Here is a 17,254-nt window from a genome sequence, read left to right on the forward strand (position 1 = left end):
TGCAGGCTGTTTTTATATAGGAATTCGAAATGTTGCCACTTTCATCAGAACTACAGGTGCAGGCGCAAAACATTGTACAGCGTTTTCAGGAACTGCCGGTTTGTCCGGTATTAACCGATGAAGATATTGCGGTATTGGTGTTGAGTGATTTTGTCAGTGACATGTTACTGATTCACCCTGAATGGCTGGACGAGCTGCATCAGCAACCACCGCAAGCTGATGAATGGCAATATTACCCCCAGTGGCTAAGTCAGGCACTGGCTGAAATTCAAGACGAAGCAGCGCTGTTAGCGGCATTGCGGCTGTTTCGTCGCCGGATTATGGTGCGAATTGCGTGGTCACAGGCACAGCAAACCAGCACGACGACCGATACTTTACAACAGCTAAGTTGGCTGGCTGAAAGTATTATTATTGCTGCACGTGATTGGTTGTATCAGGCTTGTTGTCGAGAGTTCGGTACGCCAACGAACAGTCAGGGTGAACCACAACCTTTGCTGATTTTGGGGATGGGGAAATTAGGCGGGGGCGAGTTGAATTTCTCGTCAGATATCGATCTGATTTTTGCTTACCCTGAAAATGGTCAAACACAGGGGGGACGCCGCCAATTCGATAATGCGCAGTTTTTCACGCGTTTAGGCCAAAGGCTTATTAAGGCGCTGGATCAGCAAACGATAGACGGTTTTGTCTATCGGGTGGATATGCGTTTGCGCCCGTTTGGTGACAGTGGCCCACTGGTGCTGAGTTTTGCCGCACTGGAGGATTATTACCAAGAACAGGGGCGTGACTGGGAACGCTATGCCATGGTTAAAGCTCGCCTGATGGGCGGTGCCGAAGATCATTACAGTCAAGAATTACGTCAGACTTTGCGGCCTTTTGTCTTTCGGCGCTATATCGATTTCAGCGTGATTCAGTCGCTGCGTAACATGAAAGGGATGATTGCTCGTGAAGTCCGACGTCGCGGCCTGAAAGATAATATCAAGCTAGGGGCCGGAGGGATCCGCGAAATTGAATTTATTACGCAGGTGTTCCAGCTTATTCGCGGAGGTCGTGAGCCGCGTTTACAGCAGCGGGCTTTACTGCCGACCTTACAGGCGGTGGCTGAACTGGGGTTATTGCCTGAGCAGCAGGTGGTTTATCTGAGTGACAGTTATCTATTTTTGCGTCGGCTAGAGAATTTACTGCAAGCCATTGGCGACGAACAAACCCAGACACTCCCCAGTGATTCACTGAATCAGGCCCGATTAGCGTGGGGCATGGGGTTTGCAAATTGGGCGGAGATGAATCGTGCACTAGAGCAGCATATGCAGAGTGTGCGCTTGGTTTTTGATGACCTAATTGGCGATGATACCCCTGATATCGGCGAAGATCCTTGCCATGGTTTATATAAAAGTTTATGGCAGGATGCGCTGGAAGAGCGTGATTTAGCACCATTGACTCCGCTTTTAGATGAAGCTGCTCGTAGCCAGTTGCTGATCACTATTCATGATTTTCGCCATGATGTCGATAAACGCACCATTGGCCCGCGTGGCCGCGAGGTACTGGATCAGCTAATGCCGAGGCTGTTTGCTGAAATCTGTCCACGCCCGGATGCCAATATTGCCCTGCGTCGTCTGATTCAATTGTTGCTGAGTATCGTCACGCGGACGACTTATCTGGAATTGCTGGTGGAGTACCATGCGGCACTAAAACATGTTATTCGCCTATGCTCTGCCTCTCCGATGGTCGCCAGCCAATTGGCGCGTTATCCGCTGTTATTAGATGAATTGCTCGATCCGCAATCGTTCTATCAGCCATTGGATCCCGGCGCTTACCGCGATGAATTACGCCAATATTTGCTGCGGGTGCCAGAAGATGATGAAGAACAGCAGTTGGAGGCGTTGCGCCAGTTTAAACAGGCCCAACAACTACGTATCGCCGCAGGAGATATCACTGAGGCTCTACCGGTCATGAAAGTAAGTGATCACTTAACCTATCTGGCTGAAGCTATTATTGATGCGGTTATCCAACAAGCGTGGGGCCAGATGGTCGCGCGCTATGGTCAGCCTAGCCATTTGCAGCAGCGTGAAGGCCGTGGTTTTGCCGTCATTGGCTACGGCAAACTGGGGGGGTGGGAACTGGGTTATAGCTCAGACTTGGATTTGGTCTTCTTACTGGATTGCCCGTTGGATGTGATGACTGACGGCGAGCGCAGTATCGATGGCCGCCAGTTTTATCTGCGTTTGGCGCAGCGCGTGATGCATTTGTTCAGCACTCGTACTTCATCAGGCATTTTGTATGAGGTCGATGCGCGACTGCGGCCATCCGGTGAAGCTGGCATGCTGGTGAGTACCGTTGAGTCCTTTGCTGATTATCAGCAGAATGAAGCCTGGACTTGGGAGCATCAGGCGTTGGTTCGAGCCAGAATTGTCTATGGCGATCCTGCGTTACATCAACAGTTTGATACTATCCGCCAGCAAATTCTTTGCCGCCATCGTGAAGATCCACAGTTACAGCAAGAAGTTCGCGAAATGCGTGAGAAAATGCGTACACATTTGGGCAGTAAGCAGCGCGATGTTTTTGATATCAAAGCGGATGAGGGGGGGATTACTGATATTGAGTTTATCGCGCAATATCTGGTGTTGCGCTATGCCGCCACCGAACCACGCCTGACCCGCTGGTCTGATAATGTGCGTATTTTTGAGTTGATGGCCAATTACGACATTATGGCACCTGAGGAAGCGGCAGCACTGACGCGGGCTTATGTCACCATGCGTGATGAAATTCATCATCTAGCTTTGCAGGAGCAATCGAGCAAAGTCTCGGCTGATAGCTTTATCACAGAAAGAGAACAAGTGGCTGCAAGCTGGCACAAATGGCTGGTTGCTGCACCTGTGAACGTATAAATTCCAGTTATTAATGGGATATAAGGTGTCTGTGATATTATCCAGCACCCTATATACCCGCTATCTTTCAAGCCGTAGTATTGGGTATAACAAATACAAAATTGGAGCGAAGGGATGTGTGTTTTCGGGGTTAATAACAGCTCACTTTGGGGGGCTAACGTATGAAAGTCACGCTGCCTGATTTTCGCCGCGCGGGTGTATTAGTCGTTGGTGATGTCATGTTAGACCGTTATTGGTATGGCCCAACCAGCCGAATCTCACCAGAAGCACCGGTGCCGGTCGTGAAAGTGGATACCATCGAAGAACGTCCCGGTGGTGCTGCAAACGTTGCGATGAACATCGCCTCCCTTGGTGCAATCTCCCGGCTCGTTGGATTGACTGGTATTGATGATGCTGCGCGCGCATTGACCAGCAAACTCAATGAAGTTCAGGTTCGTTGCGATTTTGTCTCGGTGCCAACTCACCCAACGATTACCAAGCTGAGAGTGCTTTCCCGTAACCAGCAACTGATCCGCTTGGATTTTGAAGAAGGTTTTGATGGGGTTGATCCTCAGCCTATCTTTGAACGCATTCAACAAGCACTGCCGCAGATTGGCGCACTGGTACTGTCAGACTACGCGAAAGGTGCATTGAACAGCGTGCAGCCAATGATCCAACTGGCGCGTAAAGCCAAAGTGCCGGTTCTTATCGATCCTAAAGGTAGCGATTTTGAACGTTATCGCGGCGCAACCCTACTGACACCTAATTTATCTGAGTTCGAAGCGGTGGTTGGCCACTGTAAAAACGAAGAGGAGTTGGTCAGCCGGGGTATGAAGCTGGTGGCTGATTTTGAGCTTTCAGCCTTGCTGGTAACTCGCTCCGAACAAGGGATGACACTGTTACAACCCGGGAAAAAACCGCTGCATTTACCGACTCAGGCGCAGGAAGTATTTGATGTGACTGGGGCCGGCGATACGGTGATTGGGGTACTGGCTGCTGCATTGGCGGCGGGAAATACACTTGAAGAGTCATGCTTCTTGGCCAATGCTGCCGCTGGCGTTGTGGTTGGTAAGTTAGGGACTTCGACGGTCTCTCCCATTGAGTTGGAAAATGCTATCCGTGGCCGAGCTGAAACAGGTTTCGGCGTGATGGATGAGCAGCAACTGAAAAAAGCGGTGATGCAGGCCCGCCAGCGTGGTGAAAAAGTGGTCATGACCAATGGCATTTTTGACATTCTCCATGCCGGTCATGTTTCCTACTTAGCCAATGCTCGCAAATTGGGCGATCGCCTGATTGTTGCAGTTAACAGCGATGCCTCAACTAAGCGGCTGAAAGGCGAAAAACGCCCAGTGAATCCATTGGATCAGCGCATGATTGTTTTGGGCGCGTTGGAAGCAGTGGATTGGGTTGTACCATTTGAAGAAGATACGCCACAGCGCTTAATTGCTGATATTTTGCCGGACTTGCTGGTGAAAGGCGGCGATTACAAGCCAGATGAGATTGCCGGTAGTGCAGAAGTTTGGGCCGCCGGTGGTGAAGTTAAGGTGTTGAATTTTGAAGATGGTGTTTCTACCACCAATATTATTCAGTCAATCAAGAATGGCCGCGGCTAAATACCCTTCGGCCTTGAAGTTGCAGGGGTGTTAGCTGCGCGTACTTACCCGAATCACTTACTTGAGTAAGCTCATCGGGATGTGTTTGCTTGCTGCCTACCTGCCACTCCAATGACTTTGGGTATTATAGATTAGGTATAGAAAAAGGCGGTGAAGTGGGACTAAAACAGGAGTTAAGCCTGGCACAAGGAGTCGGGTTGCTATCCACCTCACTGCTGGGAACTGGCGTCTTTGCCGTCCCTGCGTTGGCCGCAATGCTGGCAGGTGACGACAGTCTGTGGGCTTGGCCGGTGCTGATTGTGCTGGTCTTTCCGATTGCTATCGCTTTTGCCGCTTTAGGCCGCCACTTTCCCAGTGCAGGGGGCGCGGCTCATTTTGTCACGATGGCATTCGGCCCTAAGCTTGGGAAAGTGACCGGTTGGCTATTTTTATCTGTCATTCCGGTTGGTTTACCTGCTGCGCTACAAATTGCTGCCGGTTTTTGGCAGGCGACTTTTGGCTGGAGCGATACCGGGCTGTTGATGGTACAACTGATGACCTTGCTGGTTATTTGGCTGCTGGGGACTCGCAGTGCTGGGTCTAGTGCCAATGTGCAAACCCTGATTGCTTTGTTGGTCATCGCGCTGGTGGTGGCTATTTGGTGGCAGGGGGATATTCACCCATCGCAAATACCCTGGCCCGCAGTGCACGATATTTCCCCGCCAAATATGTTTAGCGCACTGGCAGTGATGTTTTGGTGTTTTGTCGGGTTAGAAGCTTTCGCGCATCTGGCCACAGAGTTTCGCCATCCTGAACGTGATTTTCCTCGAGCCTTAATAGTTGGGTTACTGGTTGCTGGCGCAGTGTACTGGGGATGTACCGTCGCTGTGCTGCATTTCCATGCCTATGGTGAACAGCAGGCCGCAGCAGCTTCACTGCCCAATATTGTGGTGCAACTCTTTGGTGCACATGCGCTGTGGATTGCCTGCATTATTGGTTATTTAGCTTGCTTTGCCAGTGTCAATATCTACACCCAGAGCTTTGCTCGCATGGTCTGGTCACAAGCTCAGGTGCGCCCACAAAGTAAATTGGCGCAGCTCTCCGCTGGGAAAACACCGGTTAATGCGCTCACTGCGGTGGTCGGTAGTTGTCTGACTTTTGCCTTGCTGATTTACGGGTTATCTCTACCACTGGATCTGCTGATTGTTTACGCCAATGGTATTTTTGTACTGATTTATTTGCTGTGCATGCTGGCGGGGATTCGTTTACTAAAGGGGCGCTCGCGGGTGATGTCGGTGATTGGTAGTGTGTTGTGTTGCATATTGCTGGTTATGATTGGCTGGAAAAGCTTATACGCCTTGCTGATGTTTGCATTGTTGTGGATGCTGATGTCGAGGTTTCGTGGACAGGCTATACCGTCATAAGCATCAACGTAGGGCGCGATTAGAGCGCCCTTATCATAATCGAATGATTATTCGCCAGTTTTCTCATCACTCACGGCAGGGGCACTGTTAAATTTGGCTTCCAGCTCGCCCATACGCTGCTCCAGCAACGCTAATTTTTCTCTGGTGCGCAGCAATACCTGAGTTTGTACGTCGAACTCTTCACGATTAACCAAATCCAGACGGGTTAACTGCGATTGCAGCACCATGCGGATTTTCTTTTCGACGTCGTCCCCGAATTCGCGAATACCTTTCGGCATAGACTCATGCACCTGGCGGGCGATTTGTTCAATTTTTTTCGGGTCAATCATGGTGTTTCCCTAATTAGATGTGTAGTTACCTTCTCTAGTGTAATGCCAGATGCAAATTGTATAAACCTCCACACATCTACATTTTGGTAATTGCCCCAGCGAATCAATAGCGCTATAGTCGTAGGGCTTATTCTCAGGGCGGGGTGCAAGTCCCCACCGGCGGTAAATTGTGTTGTGGCATTCCTGTGTCGCTGTGCAAAAGCCCGCGAGCGCTCACGTTGTCTCTCTTGTTAATGAGAGCGAGGTAGAGGTCAGCAGATCCGGTGTAATTCCGGGGCCGACGGTTATAGTCCGGATGGGAGAGAGTAACGGTATTTGCCGGGCCTATGGCTCGCTTGCGTTATTTCGGCTATTTCTATTGCTTAAATCAAGATAGAAAAATGGCCATTTACTCCTCAAGACCGCCCTGATTCTGGTAATCCATAATTTTAATGAGGTTTTTTACCATGAATCAGACCCTTCTATCAGATTTTGGCACGCCTGTTGAGCGTGTAGAACGTGCTATTGATGCTCTGCGTCAAGGCCGTGGCGTTATGGTGTTGGATGACGAAAGTCGTGAAAACGAAGGCGATATAGTCTTTGCTGCCGAAGCAATGACTGTTGAGCAGATGGCGCTGACTATTCGCCATGGCAGTGGCATTGTGTGCCTGTGTATCACTGATGAACGCCGTCAACAGCTTGATTTGCCAATGATGGTCACCCACAACTCTAGCCAGTTCCAGACGGCATTTACCGTGACAATTGAAGCGGCTAAAGGTGTAACCACTGGGGTTTCTGCTGCGGACCGTTTGACGACTATCCGGGCTGCCATTGCTGATAACGCGAAACCTGCTGACCTTAATCGCCCTGGGCATGTCTTCCCGCTGCGCGGCCAACCGGGCGGTGTGTTAACTCGCCGTGGTCACACCGAAGCATCTATCGATTTGGCCACGCTGGCAGGGTACAAACCAGCTGGCGTATTGTGCGAACTGACCAATGACGATGGCAGCATGGCACATGCACCAGAAGTGATTGAGTTCGCCAAATTGCATGATATGCCTGTCGTGACAATTGATGACTTGGCTGAATATCTTCAGTCCCAAGCTAAAAAAGCCAGCTAACTTCTGATGGCAATATCAACTGATATTGCCTCTTGATCTTGTGGCTCATACACCGGGTTGCCGTTATTTTCTTGAATAGACTGCTGCCCGGTGATTTTCTACCGCCTCGGTATTTTAACGGTATTTCCTCCTCTATTTTTCCCTTCAAATTTATTGAATATCTTCATCACTGTTATCCGGCTGTGTAATGAAAAAAAAGCGCGTAATGTATTCCCTATGGTTTAGCGCCACTCTTTTTCTTAACAGTAAGGATTTTTTATGAACACCTCTCGTATGCCTGCACTGTTTCTCGGCCACGGTAGCCCGATGAACGTGCTGGAAGAAAACAGTTACACTCAGGCATGGCGTGCGTTGGGTGAGACATTACCGCGTCCTAAGGCAATTCTGGCTATTTCTGCCCACTGGTATACCCGTGGTACAGCAGTCACTGCCATGGATAAACCTCGGACTATTCATGATTTTGGTGGATTCCCACAGGCACTGTTTGATACCCAATATCCGGCCCCGGGTTCCCCTGCATTGGCGGCACAGATTCAACAATTACTAGCACCTATTGCTGTGCGAGCTGATACCAGTGAGTGGGGCTTGGACCACGGGAGTTGGGGGGTATTGATCAAAATGTATCCTGAGGCTGATATTCCTGTCGTGCAACTGAGTATTGATGGCACGCAACCGGCAGAATACCACTATGAATTAGGCCGTAAACTGGCGGTGCTACGTGATCAGGGTGTGATGATTGTTGCCAGTGGTAACGTGGTGCATAACTTGCGTATGGTCAGATGGCAGGGGGAGAGTAACCCATATCCATGGGCTGAGTCGTTCAACCAATTTGTACGTGATAACCTGAATTATCAAGGTGATAACCATCCATTGGTTAACTTTATGCAGCATGATGGGGCTGAGTTATCCAACCCATCACCAGAGCATTACTTACCATTACTGTATGTGTTGGGGAGTTGGGATGGTAAAGAGCCGATTTCGATTCCGACAGATGGGATTGAGATGGGGTCGTTGAGTATGTTGTCGGTACAGATAGGCCACTGCGCGTCGTCACTCTGAGATAGCAGAGTGCTCGGTACGTATATACTCAGGCACTCCGCGCTGGGCGCACCCAGATTGATTTAGCTCGCTACGCCTCTCGGCAGATGGGGGGAATGTACCGAATGGGTCGTAACGGCCTGAGCTGTTGGGGTGAACCATCGTTGCAGTCACCCCACGAGTCACTGAGCAATAAAAGCAACTTGTTAGAAATGTTAAGGGAAAGCCGATGCTTTCCCTTACTTTAATGGTGTGCTCTTACCCTAAAATAATATGGGGGTAAAAACGCGACAGATCTTGGGTGATCAGTTCGCGATCTTCACGCAAACCAATACCACAGGGTTGATCGTTGACCAGCCAACTGCCAATCAACGTATAGCTGTCACCAAACTTAGGCAGTGGATGGAATTGCTGAACAATCATGCCTTCCTCACCGTATGGCCCATCAACTCGAGCCACCTCTTTGCCGTTTTCTACTATCTGAATATTGGCGCCTTCCCGTGAAAATAGCGGCTTGGTGACATAATGATCCATGGCAGGATGATCATCTTCAGCAAAATAAGCAGGCAACAAGTTAGGGTGATTAGGGAACATCTCCCACAGCAAAGGAAGCAACGCTTTATTGGAGATAATGCTTTTCCAGGCCGGTTCCAACCAGCGTACGCCAGCATCTTCCAGCTTGGTAGAAAACATTTCGCGGAACATAAATTCCCACGGATAGAGCTTGAACAAATTACTGATAACCTGATTATCCAAGTCAGTAAATTGCCCTTTCTCCCCTAAGCCTATCTCTTCCATAAACATAAATTCAGTAGGCAAACCGGCTTCCAGTGCGCAATCTTGCAGATATTGCACGGTACCGCGATCTTCTTCACTGTCCTGACAGCAGGCCAGATGCAGCAAACTAAAACCATGGTTGTCGCGCAAATCAGCAAAACGCTCAATCAGCTTTTCTTGCATGCTGTTGTATTGGTCGGAATCCTGACTCAAATTACCCGCATTGATCTGGTCTTCCAGCCATAACCATTGGAAAAAGGCGGCTTCATACAATGACGTTGGCGTATCTGCATTATTTTCCAGCAATTTCGCTGGGTTAACACCGTCATAGGCCAAATCAAGGCGAGAGTAGAGCGATGGCTGATTGGTTCGCCATGAACTGCGGACAAAATCCCAGCAATGTTTTGGGATGCGGAACTTCGCCATTAGTTGGTCGCTATTCACCACTTTATCAACCACTTGCAAACACATTTGATGCAATTCAGCGGTGGTATCTTCCAACTCTTCAATTTGTGCGAGTGTGAATTCGTAATATGCATCTTCACACCAGTACGGTTCGCCATACATGGTGTGAAAACGGAAACCGAATTCGGTGGCTTTTTCGCGCCAGTCCGGGCGTTCGCTAATCGCTAAACGTTTCATTAATTAGACCTTAGCCGCCCATACTACGAGTGCTGCTTTTAGATGATGTTGCTGCACTACGTTGCATAGAAGACTGCTTGGCAACTGACTCGCCAAAACCACCACGAGTGATGGTATTCGTCACCGCAGGTTTCGGTGCCATTGCCGTTCTCGGTACTGTCATGGTGCGGCCTGTGGTGGCTGAACCAAAGTTTTTACCTGTCGCATCGACAAACTTGCCATTGGCAGGGCTATTTGGCGCTTTTGAGGTGAATAATGGCTGGCTTGCGCCGCCTCCCATCATCCGGCCCATCATATAACCGGCCATCAATGGCATCCACATGCTGCCGCTTTGTTGTGGTGCTGCCGCTGTAGTTTCAGAAGACGGTGAAGAGGTAGGAACCATGCCCGCTTGTGCTGGAGCCTGAGTACACTGTGACTCACCAAATTCTGCAACGCAGTCTTCACGGGTTGCATATTTAGGCGCAGTTTTAGCGGCTTCCTGCAATGCCGTGTTGTATGCGGTGGTGCACTCCGCACTTTTTGACGGATTCGCCTGAGAACAATCATCAGCGTTTTGGTACAAAGAGACGGTTTCATCGGTTTTTTCACAGCCTGCCAGCATAAATACGGCACTGACCGCTAAAGCTACTGGCGCGAGGCGGTAACTGCGCCAGGATTTACGGAAAGTCTCTTGATTAATGTTTTGAGTCCGTTTCATCGTTATTTATCTCATTTCCGGGCCTTCAATGCCCTTTCCCAGTTAGTGTCCTAAGAATAGGGGAAATGTGTATGAAATTAAAGCGTGAGGGCTGATGAGTAGCAGACTTTACAAAGTTATACGAAATGCTGTAGGTAACTTCACTTTTTTCATTGATAAAAAGTGCTTAGCGACAAAAGAGGGGGAAATAAAAATAAACCGGGCACAGCTTGGATACTGTGCCCGGAGAGTCCACACCAATAAAAATCAGTTACGGAATGGATTACCGTTACGTGTCGCAGCCGGTGTTGTGGTTGTTGACTGGCTAACGGTGGTCGCGCGCGGTGCTGACTGAGTGCTGGTGCCATCGGCATAAGCATTCTGATTGGCATTGTCTGGCGCTAAACTGGTGGCTGAGGTTGGAACAGGTTTATCCAATACGCCATTCAGTTCCATCAGGTCATTCATGTTCAGCGTGCCCAGTGCAGATTTTATATTTAACTGATTAATCAGATAATTATAACGTGCATTAGCGAGTTGCTGTTTGGACTGATACAAGTTAGTTGTTGCAGTCAGTACGTCCAGGATGGTACGAGTCCCCACCTGATAGCCCGCTTCCATGGCATCCAATGAGCTTTGGTTGGAAATGACCACTTGCTCATAGGCCTTAATACTGCTGATTGAGGCTGAAATGTTATTGAATGAGGAACGCACCGTTTGCACCACACTGCGGTGGGCACTTTCTAACTGCTCACTGGCACCGACGAAATTATATTGCGCTTGTTTCACCGCAGAATTCGTCGCACCACCGCTATACAGAGGTAAGCTCAGTTGTACGCCAATTTTGTTTTGACCTGCATCTGTATTCACTTGCTGGGTGCTTGGTGTGCCCCCGCTGTAACGGGTATTGGTAACGGAAGATGAAGCGGTCAAATCGATTGTTGGCATATAGCCCGTTTCTGCTGATTTAATCTGCTCACGAGCCAAGTCTTGACTCAAACGGGCAGAAAGCAAAGAAAGGTTACGTTTCTCAGCATCTTTCAACAGGTTATTGACGGCTTGTGGGCGTTCAGTCTTCAAACGATCGACATTCAGTGACGCCAGTTCAGGATAATAAACCCCCGTAATCTGCCGCAGGTTTTCCAGTGCGTTATCCAGATTATTACGCGCGGTCACTTCATCCGCTAATACGGTATCGTAGCTGGCACGGGCGTTCTGCACGTCAGTAATGGCCACTAAACCCACATTAAAGCGCTGGGTTGTTTGGTCTAACTGGCGGTAAACAGACTGCTTCTGCGCTTCGGTATAAGACAGAGTATCAATGGCGTTTAGAACAGCAAAATAAGCTGTAGCTGTATCCAGAATCAGTTGTTGTTCGCTGGTCTGGAATGTGACGTCCTGAATACCTGCGGCTTTCTCTTGTAAAGTCAGCGCGCGCCATTTAGACATATCAAAAATAGTTTGGGTCAGTTGCAGAGAACCTGACGTTGCATTGCTATCTGGATTATCAGAAGCATCGCGGAAACCATTGGTATGAGTGTAACCCGCACCTAAACCAAGCTGTGGTAACAACGGGCTGCGAGCTTCATTAATTTTTTCATATGCAGCATCGCGGTCAGCCGCTGATTTGCGTAAATCCGGGTTACTATCCCTGGCTTGCTTATAAACTTGCAGCAAGTTCTCTGCCTGGCTCATGGTACTGAAACCAGCCAGACTCAGCCCGATAAGAAGGGGGAGCAGTTTCTTCATTTGCAGTCCTTGTTGTGCAGCATTTATGCGGCAAATATTACTATGGTAGCTGTCGATAGACGAATTGTTGCCGATTCTATCAGAGTCTGCCAATGGGATAAGGTGGCTGATTGTGCCATCTCGCCTAAATTTACTTAAATCTATCACAAACCTAAATGAGTATTCAGACAACTAACCTGTATCGCACCCTGTTTATCAAACTACCGATTATCAAATCATCACTATAAAAACGTATTTATCAAACCGCTAATTTTTGTTCACCCACTCATTTCTATCTATTAACTGATTTTTATCAACTAATGATGCCTGCTATTTTAAAATCTTGTAGCCTGCGTTAAGTCTGTCAGGATATGGCTTGAAGTCCAAGGTGCGGTGATATTTTTAATAAAAAAGCATGACTAATGAAATGTATGATTGCACAGTTATCAGCCTTGTGTGATGTCATTTAGGTGTCATCAAAAATCACAATTCAGGTTAGATACTTAAGTAAGGAGATAACGCAATGACATCAAAACAACCCTCACCGGTGACCTTCGACAAGAATGATGTGGAAATTATTGCACGTGAAACACTGTACCGTGGTTTTTTTTCACTGAATTTATACCGGTTTCGTCACCGTCTGTTTAATGGCGAAATGAGTGGGGAGGTCAAACGCGAAATTTTTGAGCGTGGTCATGCTGCGGTGTTATTGGCATATGATCCTGTGCGCGACGAAGTGGTATTGGTCGAACAATTGCGAATCGCTGCGATTGACAGCAGCCCATCACCTTGGTTATTAGAAATGATAGCCGGAATGGTTGAAGAGGGTGAAAGCGTCGAAGAAGTCGCTCGTCGCGAAGCCCAAGAAGAAGCGGGAATTGATATTGGTCGTTGTAAACCCGTGCTCAGTTATTTAGCCAGCCCAGGGGGGACCAGTGAGCGTTTATCCATCATTGTCGGTGAAGTCGATGCGACAACTGCAAGCGGTATTCATGGGTTGGCAGATGAAAATGAAGATATTCGAGTGCACGTTGTCAGCCGCGAACAGGCTTGTCGTTGGGTTGAGGAAGGTGCTATTGATAACGCAGCCTCCATCATTGCATTACAATGGTTGGCGTTGCACCATCAATCCCTGAGAGCAGAATGGCAGTTGTAAAAAAAGCGAGCATAATAATGGTTAAGCGCTACACACCTGATTTTCCTGAAATGATGCGAGTATGCGAAACAAATTTCGCACAATTGCGTCGTTTGATACCGCGCATCGACGAAGTGGGCGAAAGTGTGGCTTATCAGGTGAATGGCGCCAGCTATCAACTGACAATTATTGAATCGACACGCTACACTTCTGTAGTAGAGATAGTACAAACCAAGCCTACGGTGAGCCATTGGAGCCTGCCCTCAATGGTAGTGCGGCTTTATCATGATGCGCAGGTCGCGGAAGTGTGTGCCAGTCAGCAGATCTCCCGCTTCAAAGCAAGTTATGATTATCCGAATAAAAAGTTGCATCAGCGGGACGAAAAGCATCAAATTAACCAGTTTCTTGCTGACTGGTTGCGCTATTGTTTGGCGCATGGAGCAGTGGCAGTTCCGGTTTGTTAGACAGACTTATCGCCTTGCCTACAGATCTGATAACTCTGGTTGGGAAAGGTACAAAAACAAGGACACCATTTGGAAAGCCTGTTTAAACTGCCTATGGCGAGTGGGGCCAAGGTCAGAATTTTACAAATAACAGATACCCACCTCTTTGCGGGTGAACATGAGACCTTGCTGGGTGTAAATACTTCCCGCAGTTATCGCGCTGTGTTGGATGCGATTATTGCTGAGCAGCACCCCTTTGATCTTATTGTTGCGACTGGCGATTTGGCTCAGGATCACTCTGTTGCCGCTTATCAGAATTTTGCGAAAGGCATCTCACGTTTGTCTGCGCCTTGCGTATGGCTCCCCGGTAATCATGACTTCCAACCCGCGATGGTCGATGCTTTGGCGGATGCGGGTATTGCGCCTTCAAAGCATGTTTTGGTCGGGGATAACTGGCAAATTCTTTTGTTAGACAGCCAGGTCTTTGGCGTACCTTATGGTGAACTGAGTGACTATCAGTTGGAGTGGATGGAACGTTGCCTGGTGGCACATCCAGAACGCTATACACTGGTATTATTGCATCATCATCCTATGCCGTCGGGCTGCACTTGGCTTGATCAGCACAGTCTGCGTAATGCGCATATGCTTGCAGCAGTACTGACTCGCTATCCACGTGTGACGACATTATTGTGTGGTCATATCCATCAGGATTTGGATCTCGACTGGTATGGTAAGCGCTTGCTAGCCAGCCCTTCTACTTGTGTGCAGTTCAAACCGCACTGTACTAATTTTACACTTGATACTGTGGCCCCGGGATGGCGCTACCTCGATTTACTGCCTGATGGAATACTTGAAACTGAGGTTCGTCGGTTAGCCAGTGATGAGTTCTGCCCGGACATGGACTCGGATGGTTATTGATGAGTACGCTTCTATATATTCACGGCTTTAATAGCTCCCCCAGCTCGGCGAAGGCCACCACCTTCAAAAGTTGGTTGCAAGAGCATCATCCTCATATTGAAATGCTGATACCTCAATTGCCGCCCTATCCGGCGGAGGCAGCAGAAATGCTGGAAAGTATTGTGATGGACAAAGCCGGGCAATCCATTGGCATCGTAGGTTCCTCCCTTGGTGGTTATTTTGCCACTTGGCTTTCCCAGCGTTTTAGTATTCCCGCAGTGGTTGTGAACCCGGCAGTGCGGCCATTTGAGCTGCTTAATGATTATCTGGGCGAGAATGAGAACCCCTACACCGGGCAACAATATGTGTTAGAGTCTCGACATATTTATGATCTGAAAGCTATGCAGATTGAAAAGCTGGAATCACCGGATTTACTCTGGTTATTGCAGCAAACCGGGGATGAGATCCTCGACTACCGTCAAGCGGTTGCCTATTACACCCCTTGTCGGCAAACAGTAGAATCAGGTGGGAATCACGCCTTTATTGGCTTTGATCATTATTTCTCCCCGATTGTAACTTTTTTAGGGCTAGCAACCGCTTGATATCTGGTGGTTTAAGCTTCACCCAAACAGTGGGTATTGTACCGCTGGCCATTATGGCCTGTCGGTCATGTCTAGCCTTCCAACCATTAGCCGAATATTAATCAAACCATGACTGAATCCAGCTATAACGCTGATGCCATTGAAGTACTCAGCGGTTTAGAACCAGTGCGCCGTCGTCCGGGAATGTACACGGATACCACGCGACCAAACCACCTTGGTCAAGAGGTGATTGATAACAGTGTCGATGAGGCTCTGGCAGGACATGCCCGCCGAATTGACGTGATTCTGCACGCCGATCAATCACTGGAGGTGATTGATGATGGTCGTGGGATGCCGGTTGATATCCATCCAGAAGAAGGTGTTCCTGCGGTTGAACTGATTTTGTGTCGTTTGCATGCAGGCGGCAAATTCTCTAATAAAAACTATCAGTTCTCTGGCGGTTTGCACGGTGTTGGGATTTCAGTGGTTAACGCCTTATCCAAGCGCGTAGAAGTCACGGTGCGTCGGGATAGCCAAATCTACAGCATCGCCTTTGAAAATGGCGATAAAGTGCAGGATTTACAAGTTATTGGCACCTGTGGTAAGCGTAATACCGGCACCAGCGTGCATTTCTGGCCAGACGTTTCTTTCTTCGATAGTCCGCGATTCTCGGTATCTCGTTTATCGCATTTACTGAAAGCCAAAGCGGTTCTGTGCCCAGGTGTCGAAATCGTCTTTAAAGATCAGGTGAATAATACCGAGCAGCGCTGGTGTTATGCCGATGGCCTGACTGACTATCTGATGGAAGCGGTTAATGGCTTGATTACACTGCCAGAAGTGCCGTTTGTTGGCTCTTTTGCCGGTGATACCGAAGCCATCGATTGGGCGCTGTTATGGCTACCTGAAGGCGGCGAGTTGCTGACCGAAAGTTATGTTAACTTGATCCCGACCATGCAGGGCGGTACTCACGTTAATGGTTTACGTCAGGGTTTACTTGATGCCATGCGCGAGTTTTGCGAATACCGCAATATTCTACCACGCGGCGTTAAACTCTCGGCTGACGATATCTGGGAACGCTGTGCGTATGTGTTGTCCGTAAAAATGCAGGACCCACAATTTGCTGGCCAGACGAAAGAGCGGCTTTCCTCACGTCAGTGCGCGGCCTTTGTATCCGGTGTTGTAAAAGATGCTTTCAGCCTGTGGCTGAATCAGAACGTACAAGCGGCAGAACAGTTAGCTGAAATGGCTATCTCCAGTGCTCAACGCCGCATGCGTGCGGCGAAAAAAGTGGTGCGTAAGAAGTTAACCAGCGGTCCGGCCCTCCCCGGTAAACTGGCAGATTGTACTTCGCAGGACTTGAGCATGACGGAACTGTTTCTGGTAGAAGGGGATTCCGCAGGTGGTTCAGCCAAACAGGCGCGTGACCGCGAATATCAAGCTATCATGCCGCTGAAAGGTAAGATCCTGAATACTTGGGAAGTCTCTTCAGATGAAGTCCTCGCTTCACAAGAAGTTCATGATATCTCGGTCGCAATTGGTATTGATCCAGACAGCGATGATTTGAGCCAGTTACGTTACGGTAAAATTTGCATTCTCGCGGATGCGGATTCTGACGGTTTGCACATTGCGACGTTGTTATGCGCGCTGTTTGTCCGCCACTTCCGCACTCTGGTGCGCAATGGGCACGTGTATGTGGCAATGCCACCGCTGTATCGTATCGACTTGGGCAAAGAAGTGTTTTATGCGCTGGATGAAGAAGAAAAAGCGGGTGTGCTGGAGCAACTGAAACGTAAACGCGGCAAGCCAAATGTTCAGCGCTTTAAAGGGTTGGGTGAAATGAACCCATTGCAGTTGCGTGAAACTACCTTGGATCCTAACACTCGCCGTTTGGTGCAGTTGACTATTGGTGATGAGGATGTGGATAAAACCATGGCAATGATGGATATGCTATTGGCGAAAAAACGCTCCGAAGATCGCCGCAATTGGCTGCAAGAGAAAGGGGATACCGCTGAAATCGAGGTTTGATCG

At 48.8% G+C, this 17,254-nt stretch carries 14 protein-coding genes and 1 riboswitch; of the genes, 10 read left to right on the forward strand and 4 right to left on the reverse strand.

The genetic code is table 11. The annotated features are described in order from the left end of the window. The first annotated feature begins 29 nt into the window (after positions 1 to 29). From glnE to yjeH, 3 genes are all read left to right on the forward strand, one after another. The gene (glnE, locus tag ACIOG0_RS02650) at positions 30 to 2,882 is read left to right on the forward strand and encodes a bifunctional [glutamate--ammonia ligase]-adenylyl-L-tyrosine phosphorylase/[glutamate--ammonia-ligase] adenylyltransferase (protein ID WP_128451215.1); all 2,853 of its coding nucleotides are present in this window, start codon (positions 30 to 32) and stop codon (positions 2,880 to 2,882) included. Between the two features lie 161 nt (positions 2,883 to 3,043). Beyond that, positions 3,044 to 4,474, forward strand: a complete 1,431-nt coding sequence (hldE, locus tag ACIOG0_RS02655) for a bifunctional D-glycero-beta-D-manno-heptose-7-phosphate kinase/D-glycero-beta-D-manno-heptose 1-phosphate adenylyltransferase HldE (protein WP_050097773.1) — start codon at positions 3,044 to 3,046, stop codon at positions 4,472 to 4,474. Between the two features lie 155 nt (positions 4,475 to 4,629). After that, positions 4,630 to 5,877: an L-methionine/branched-chain amino acid transporter gene (gene yjeH, locus ACIOG0_RS02660; protein ID WP_050097774.1), complete on the forward strand. Its 1,248-nt coding sequence runs from the start codon at positions 4,630 to 4,632 to the stop codon at positions 5,875 to 5,877. A gap of 47 nt (positions 5,878 to 5,924) precedes the next feature. Here yjeH and ACIOG0_RS02665 read toward each other — a convergent pair whose 3' ends face one another. Continuing rightward, complete coding sequence (locus ACIOG0_RS02665) at positions 5,925 to 6,206, reverse strand: ubiquinone biosynthesis accessory factor UbiK (RefSeq protein WP_050097775.1); 282 nt, start codon at positions 6,204 to 6,206, stop codon at positions 5,925 to 5,927. Positions 6,207 to 6,331: 125 nt separating this feature from the next. Continuing rightward, positions 6,332 to 6,517: riboswitch (FMN riboswitch) on the forward strand. Positions 6,518 to 6,652: 135 nt separating this feature from the next. Here ACIOG0_RS02665 and ribB point away from each other — a divergent pair. Both ribB and ygiD read left to right on the forward strand, forming a co-directional pair. After that, positions 6,653 to 7,306, forward strand: coding sequence for a 3,4-dihydroxy-2-butanone-4-phosphate synthase (ribB, locus tag ACIOG0_RS02670; protein WP_050097776.1), 654 nt, complete (start codon positions 6,653 to 6,655; stop codon positions 7,304 to 7,306). A gap of 258 nt (positions 7,307 to 7,564) precedes the next feature. After that, positions 7,565 to 8,365, forward strand: a complete 801-nt coding sequence (gene ygiD, locus ACIOG0_RS02675; protein ID WP_050296208.1) for a 4,5-DOPA dioxygenase extradiol — start codon at positions 7,565 to 7,567, stop codon at positions 8,363 to 8,365. A gap of 237 nt (positions 8,366 to 8,602) precedes the next feature. Here ygiD and ACIOG0_RS02680 read toward each other — a convergent pair whose 3' ends face one another. The 3 genes from ACIOG0_RS02680 to tolC all read right to left on the reverse strand — a co-directional run bounded on the left by ACIOG0_RS02680 (position 8,603) and on the right by tolC (position 12,191). Then, positions 8,603 to 9,763 carry a glutathionylspermidine synthase family protein gene (locus tag ACIOG0_RS02680; protein ID WP_050097778.1) on the reverse strand — a complete coding sequence of 387 codons (1,161 nt, stop codon included), beginning with the start codon at positions 9,761 to 9,763 and terminating at the stop codon, positions 8,603 to 8,605. A 10-nt stretch (positions 9,764 to 9,773) separates the two neighbouring features. Continuing rightward, on the reverse strand, positions 9,774 to 10,463 hold the full coding sequence (locus tag ACIOG0_RS02685; RefSeq protein WP_050097779.1) for a DUF1190 family protein: 690 nt from the start codon (positions 10,461 to 10,463) through the stop codon (positions 9,774 to 9,776). 246 nt (positions 10,464 to 10,709) lie between these two features. Next, positions 10,710 to 12,191, reverse strand: coding sequence for an outer membrane channel protein TolC (tolC, locus tag ACIOG0_RS02690; protein WP_050097780.1), 1,482 nt, complete (start codon positions 12,189 to 12,191; stop codon positions 10,710 to 10,712). Positions 12,192 to 12,693: 502 nt separating this feature from the next. On the opposite strand from tolC, the gene nudF reads away from it, so the two are divergent. From nudF to parE, 5 genes are all read left to right on the forward strand, one after another. After that, on the forward strand, positions 12,694 to 13,326 hold the full coding sequence (gene nudF, locus ACIOG0_RS02695) for an ADP-ribose diphosphatase (protein WP_050296207.1): 633 nt from the start codon (positions 12,694 to 12,696) through the stop codon (positions 13,324 to 13,326). Between the two features lie 17 nt (positions 13,327 to 13,343). Continuing rightward, complete coding sequence (locus tag ACIOG0_RS02700; RefSeq protein WP_050098142.1) at positions 13,344 to 13,769, forward strand: DUF1249 family protein; 426 nt, start codon at positions 13,344 to 13,346, stop codon at positions 13,767 to 13,769. 69 nt (positions 13,770 to 13,838) lie between these two features. Next, on the forward strand, positions 13,839 to 14,666 hold the full coding sequence (gene cpdA, locus ACIOG0_RS02705; protein ID WP_050097782.1) for a 3',5'-cyclic-AMP phosphodiesterase: 828 nt from the start codon (positions 13,839 to 13,841) through the stop codon (positions 14,664 to 14,666). Beyond that, on the forward strand, positions 14,666 to 15,247 hold the full coding sequence (gene yqiA, locus ACIOG0_RS02710; protein WP_050097783.1) for an esterase YqiA: 582 nt from the start codon (positions 14,666 to 14,668) through the stop codon (positions 15,245 to 15,247). Before cpdA ends, yqiA begins: the two co-directional genes overlap by 1 nt. A 108-nt stretch (positions 15,248 to 15,355) precedes the next feature. Continuing rightward, the gene (gene parE, locus ACIOG0_RS02715) at positions 15,356 to 17,251 is read left to right on the forward strand and encodes a DNA topoisomerase IV subunit B (protein ID WP_050097784.1); all 1,896 of its coding nucleotides are present in this window, start codon (positions 15,356 to 15,358) and stop codon (positions 17,249 to 17,251) included. The last annotated feature ends 3 nt before the right edge of the window (positions 17,252 to 17,254 follow it).

Origin of the sequence: Yersinia vastinensis (assembly GCF_044905075.1) — a bacterium.
Lineage (GTDB): Bacteria > Pseudomonadota > Gammaproteobacteria > Enterobacterales > Enterobacteriaceae > Yersinia > Yersinia vastinensis.

Excerpts from the sequence above, each read along its gene's own strand:
- glnE (WP_128451215.1), top strand. The coding sequence starts at position 30 with ATGTTGCCACTTTCATCAGAACTACAGGTGCAGGCGCAAAACATTGTA.
- hldE (WP_050097773.1), top strand. The coding sequence starts at position 3,044 with ATGAAAGTCACGCTGCCTGATTTTCGCCGCGCGGGTGTATTAGTCGTT.
- ACIOG0_RS02665 (WP_050097775.1), bottom strand. The coding sequence starts at position 6,206 with ATGATTGACCCGAAAAAAATTGAACAAATCGCCCGCCAGGTGCATGAG.
- ribB (WP_050097776.1), top strand. The coding sequence starts at position 6,653 with ATGAATCAGACCCTTCTATCAGATTTTGGCACGCCTGTTGAGCGTGTA.
- ygiD (WP_050296208.1), top strand. The coding sequence starts at position 7,565 with ATGAACACCTCTCGTATGCCTGCACTGTTTCTCGGCCACGGTAGCCCG.
- ACIOG0_RS02680 (WP_050097778.1), bottom strand. The coding sequence starts at position 9,763 with ATGAAACGTTTAGCGATTAGCGAACGCCCGGACTGGCGCGAAAAAGCC.
- ACIOG0_RS02685 (WP_050097779.1), bottom strand. The coding sequence starts at position 10,463 with ATGAAACGGACTCAAAACATTAATCAAGAGACTTTCCGTAAATCCTGG.
- tolC (WP_050097780.1), bottom strand. The coding sequence starts at position 12,191 with ATGAAGAAACTGCTCCCCCTTCTTATCGGGCTGAGTCTGGCTGGTTTC.
- nudF (WP_050296207.1), top strand. The coding sequence starts at position 12,694 with ATGACATCAAAACAACCCTCACCGGTGACCTTCGACAAGAATGATGTG.
- ACIOG0_RS02700 (WP_050098142.1), top strand. The coding sequence starts at position 13,344 with ATGGTTAAGCGCTACACACCTGATTTTCCTGAAATGATGCGAGTATGC.
- yqiA (WP_050097783.1), top strand. The coding sequence starts at position 14,666 with ATGAGTACGCTTCTATATATTCACGGCTTTAATAGCTCCCCCAGCTCG.
- parE (WP_050097784.1), top strand. The coding sequence starts at position 15,356 with ATGACTGAATCCAGCTATAACGCTGATGCCATTGAAGTACTCAGCGGT.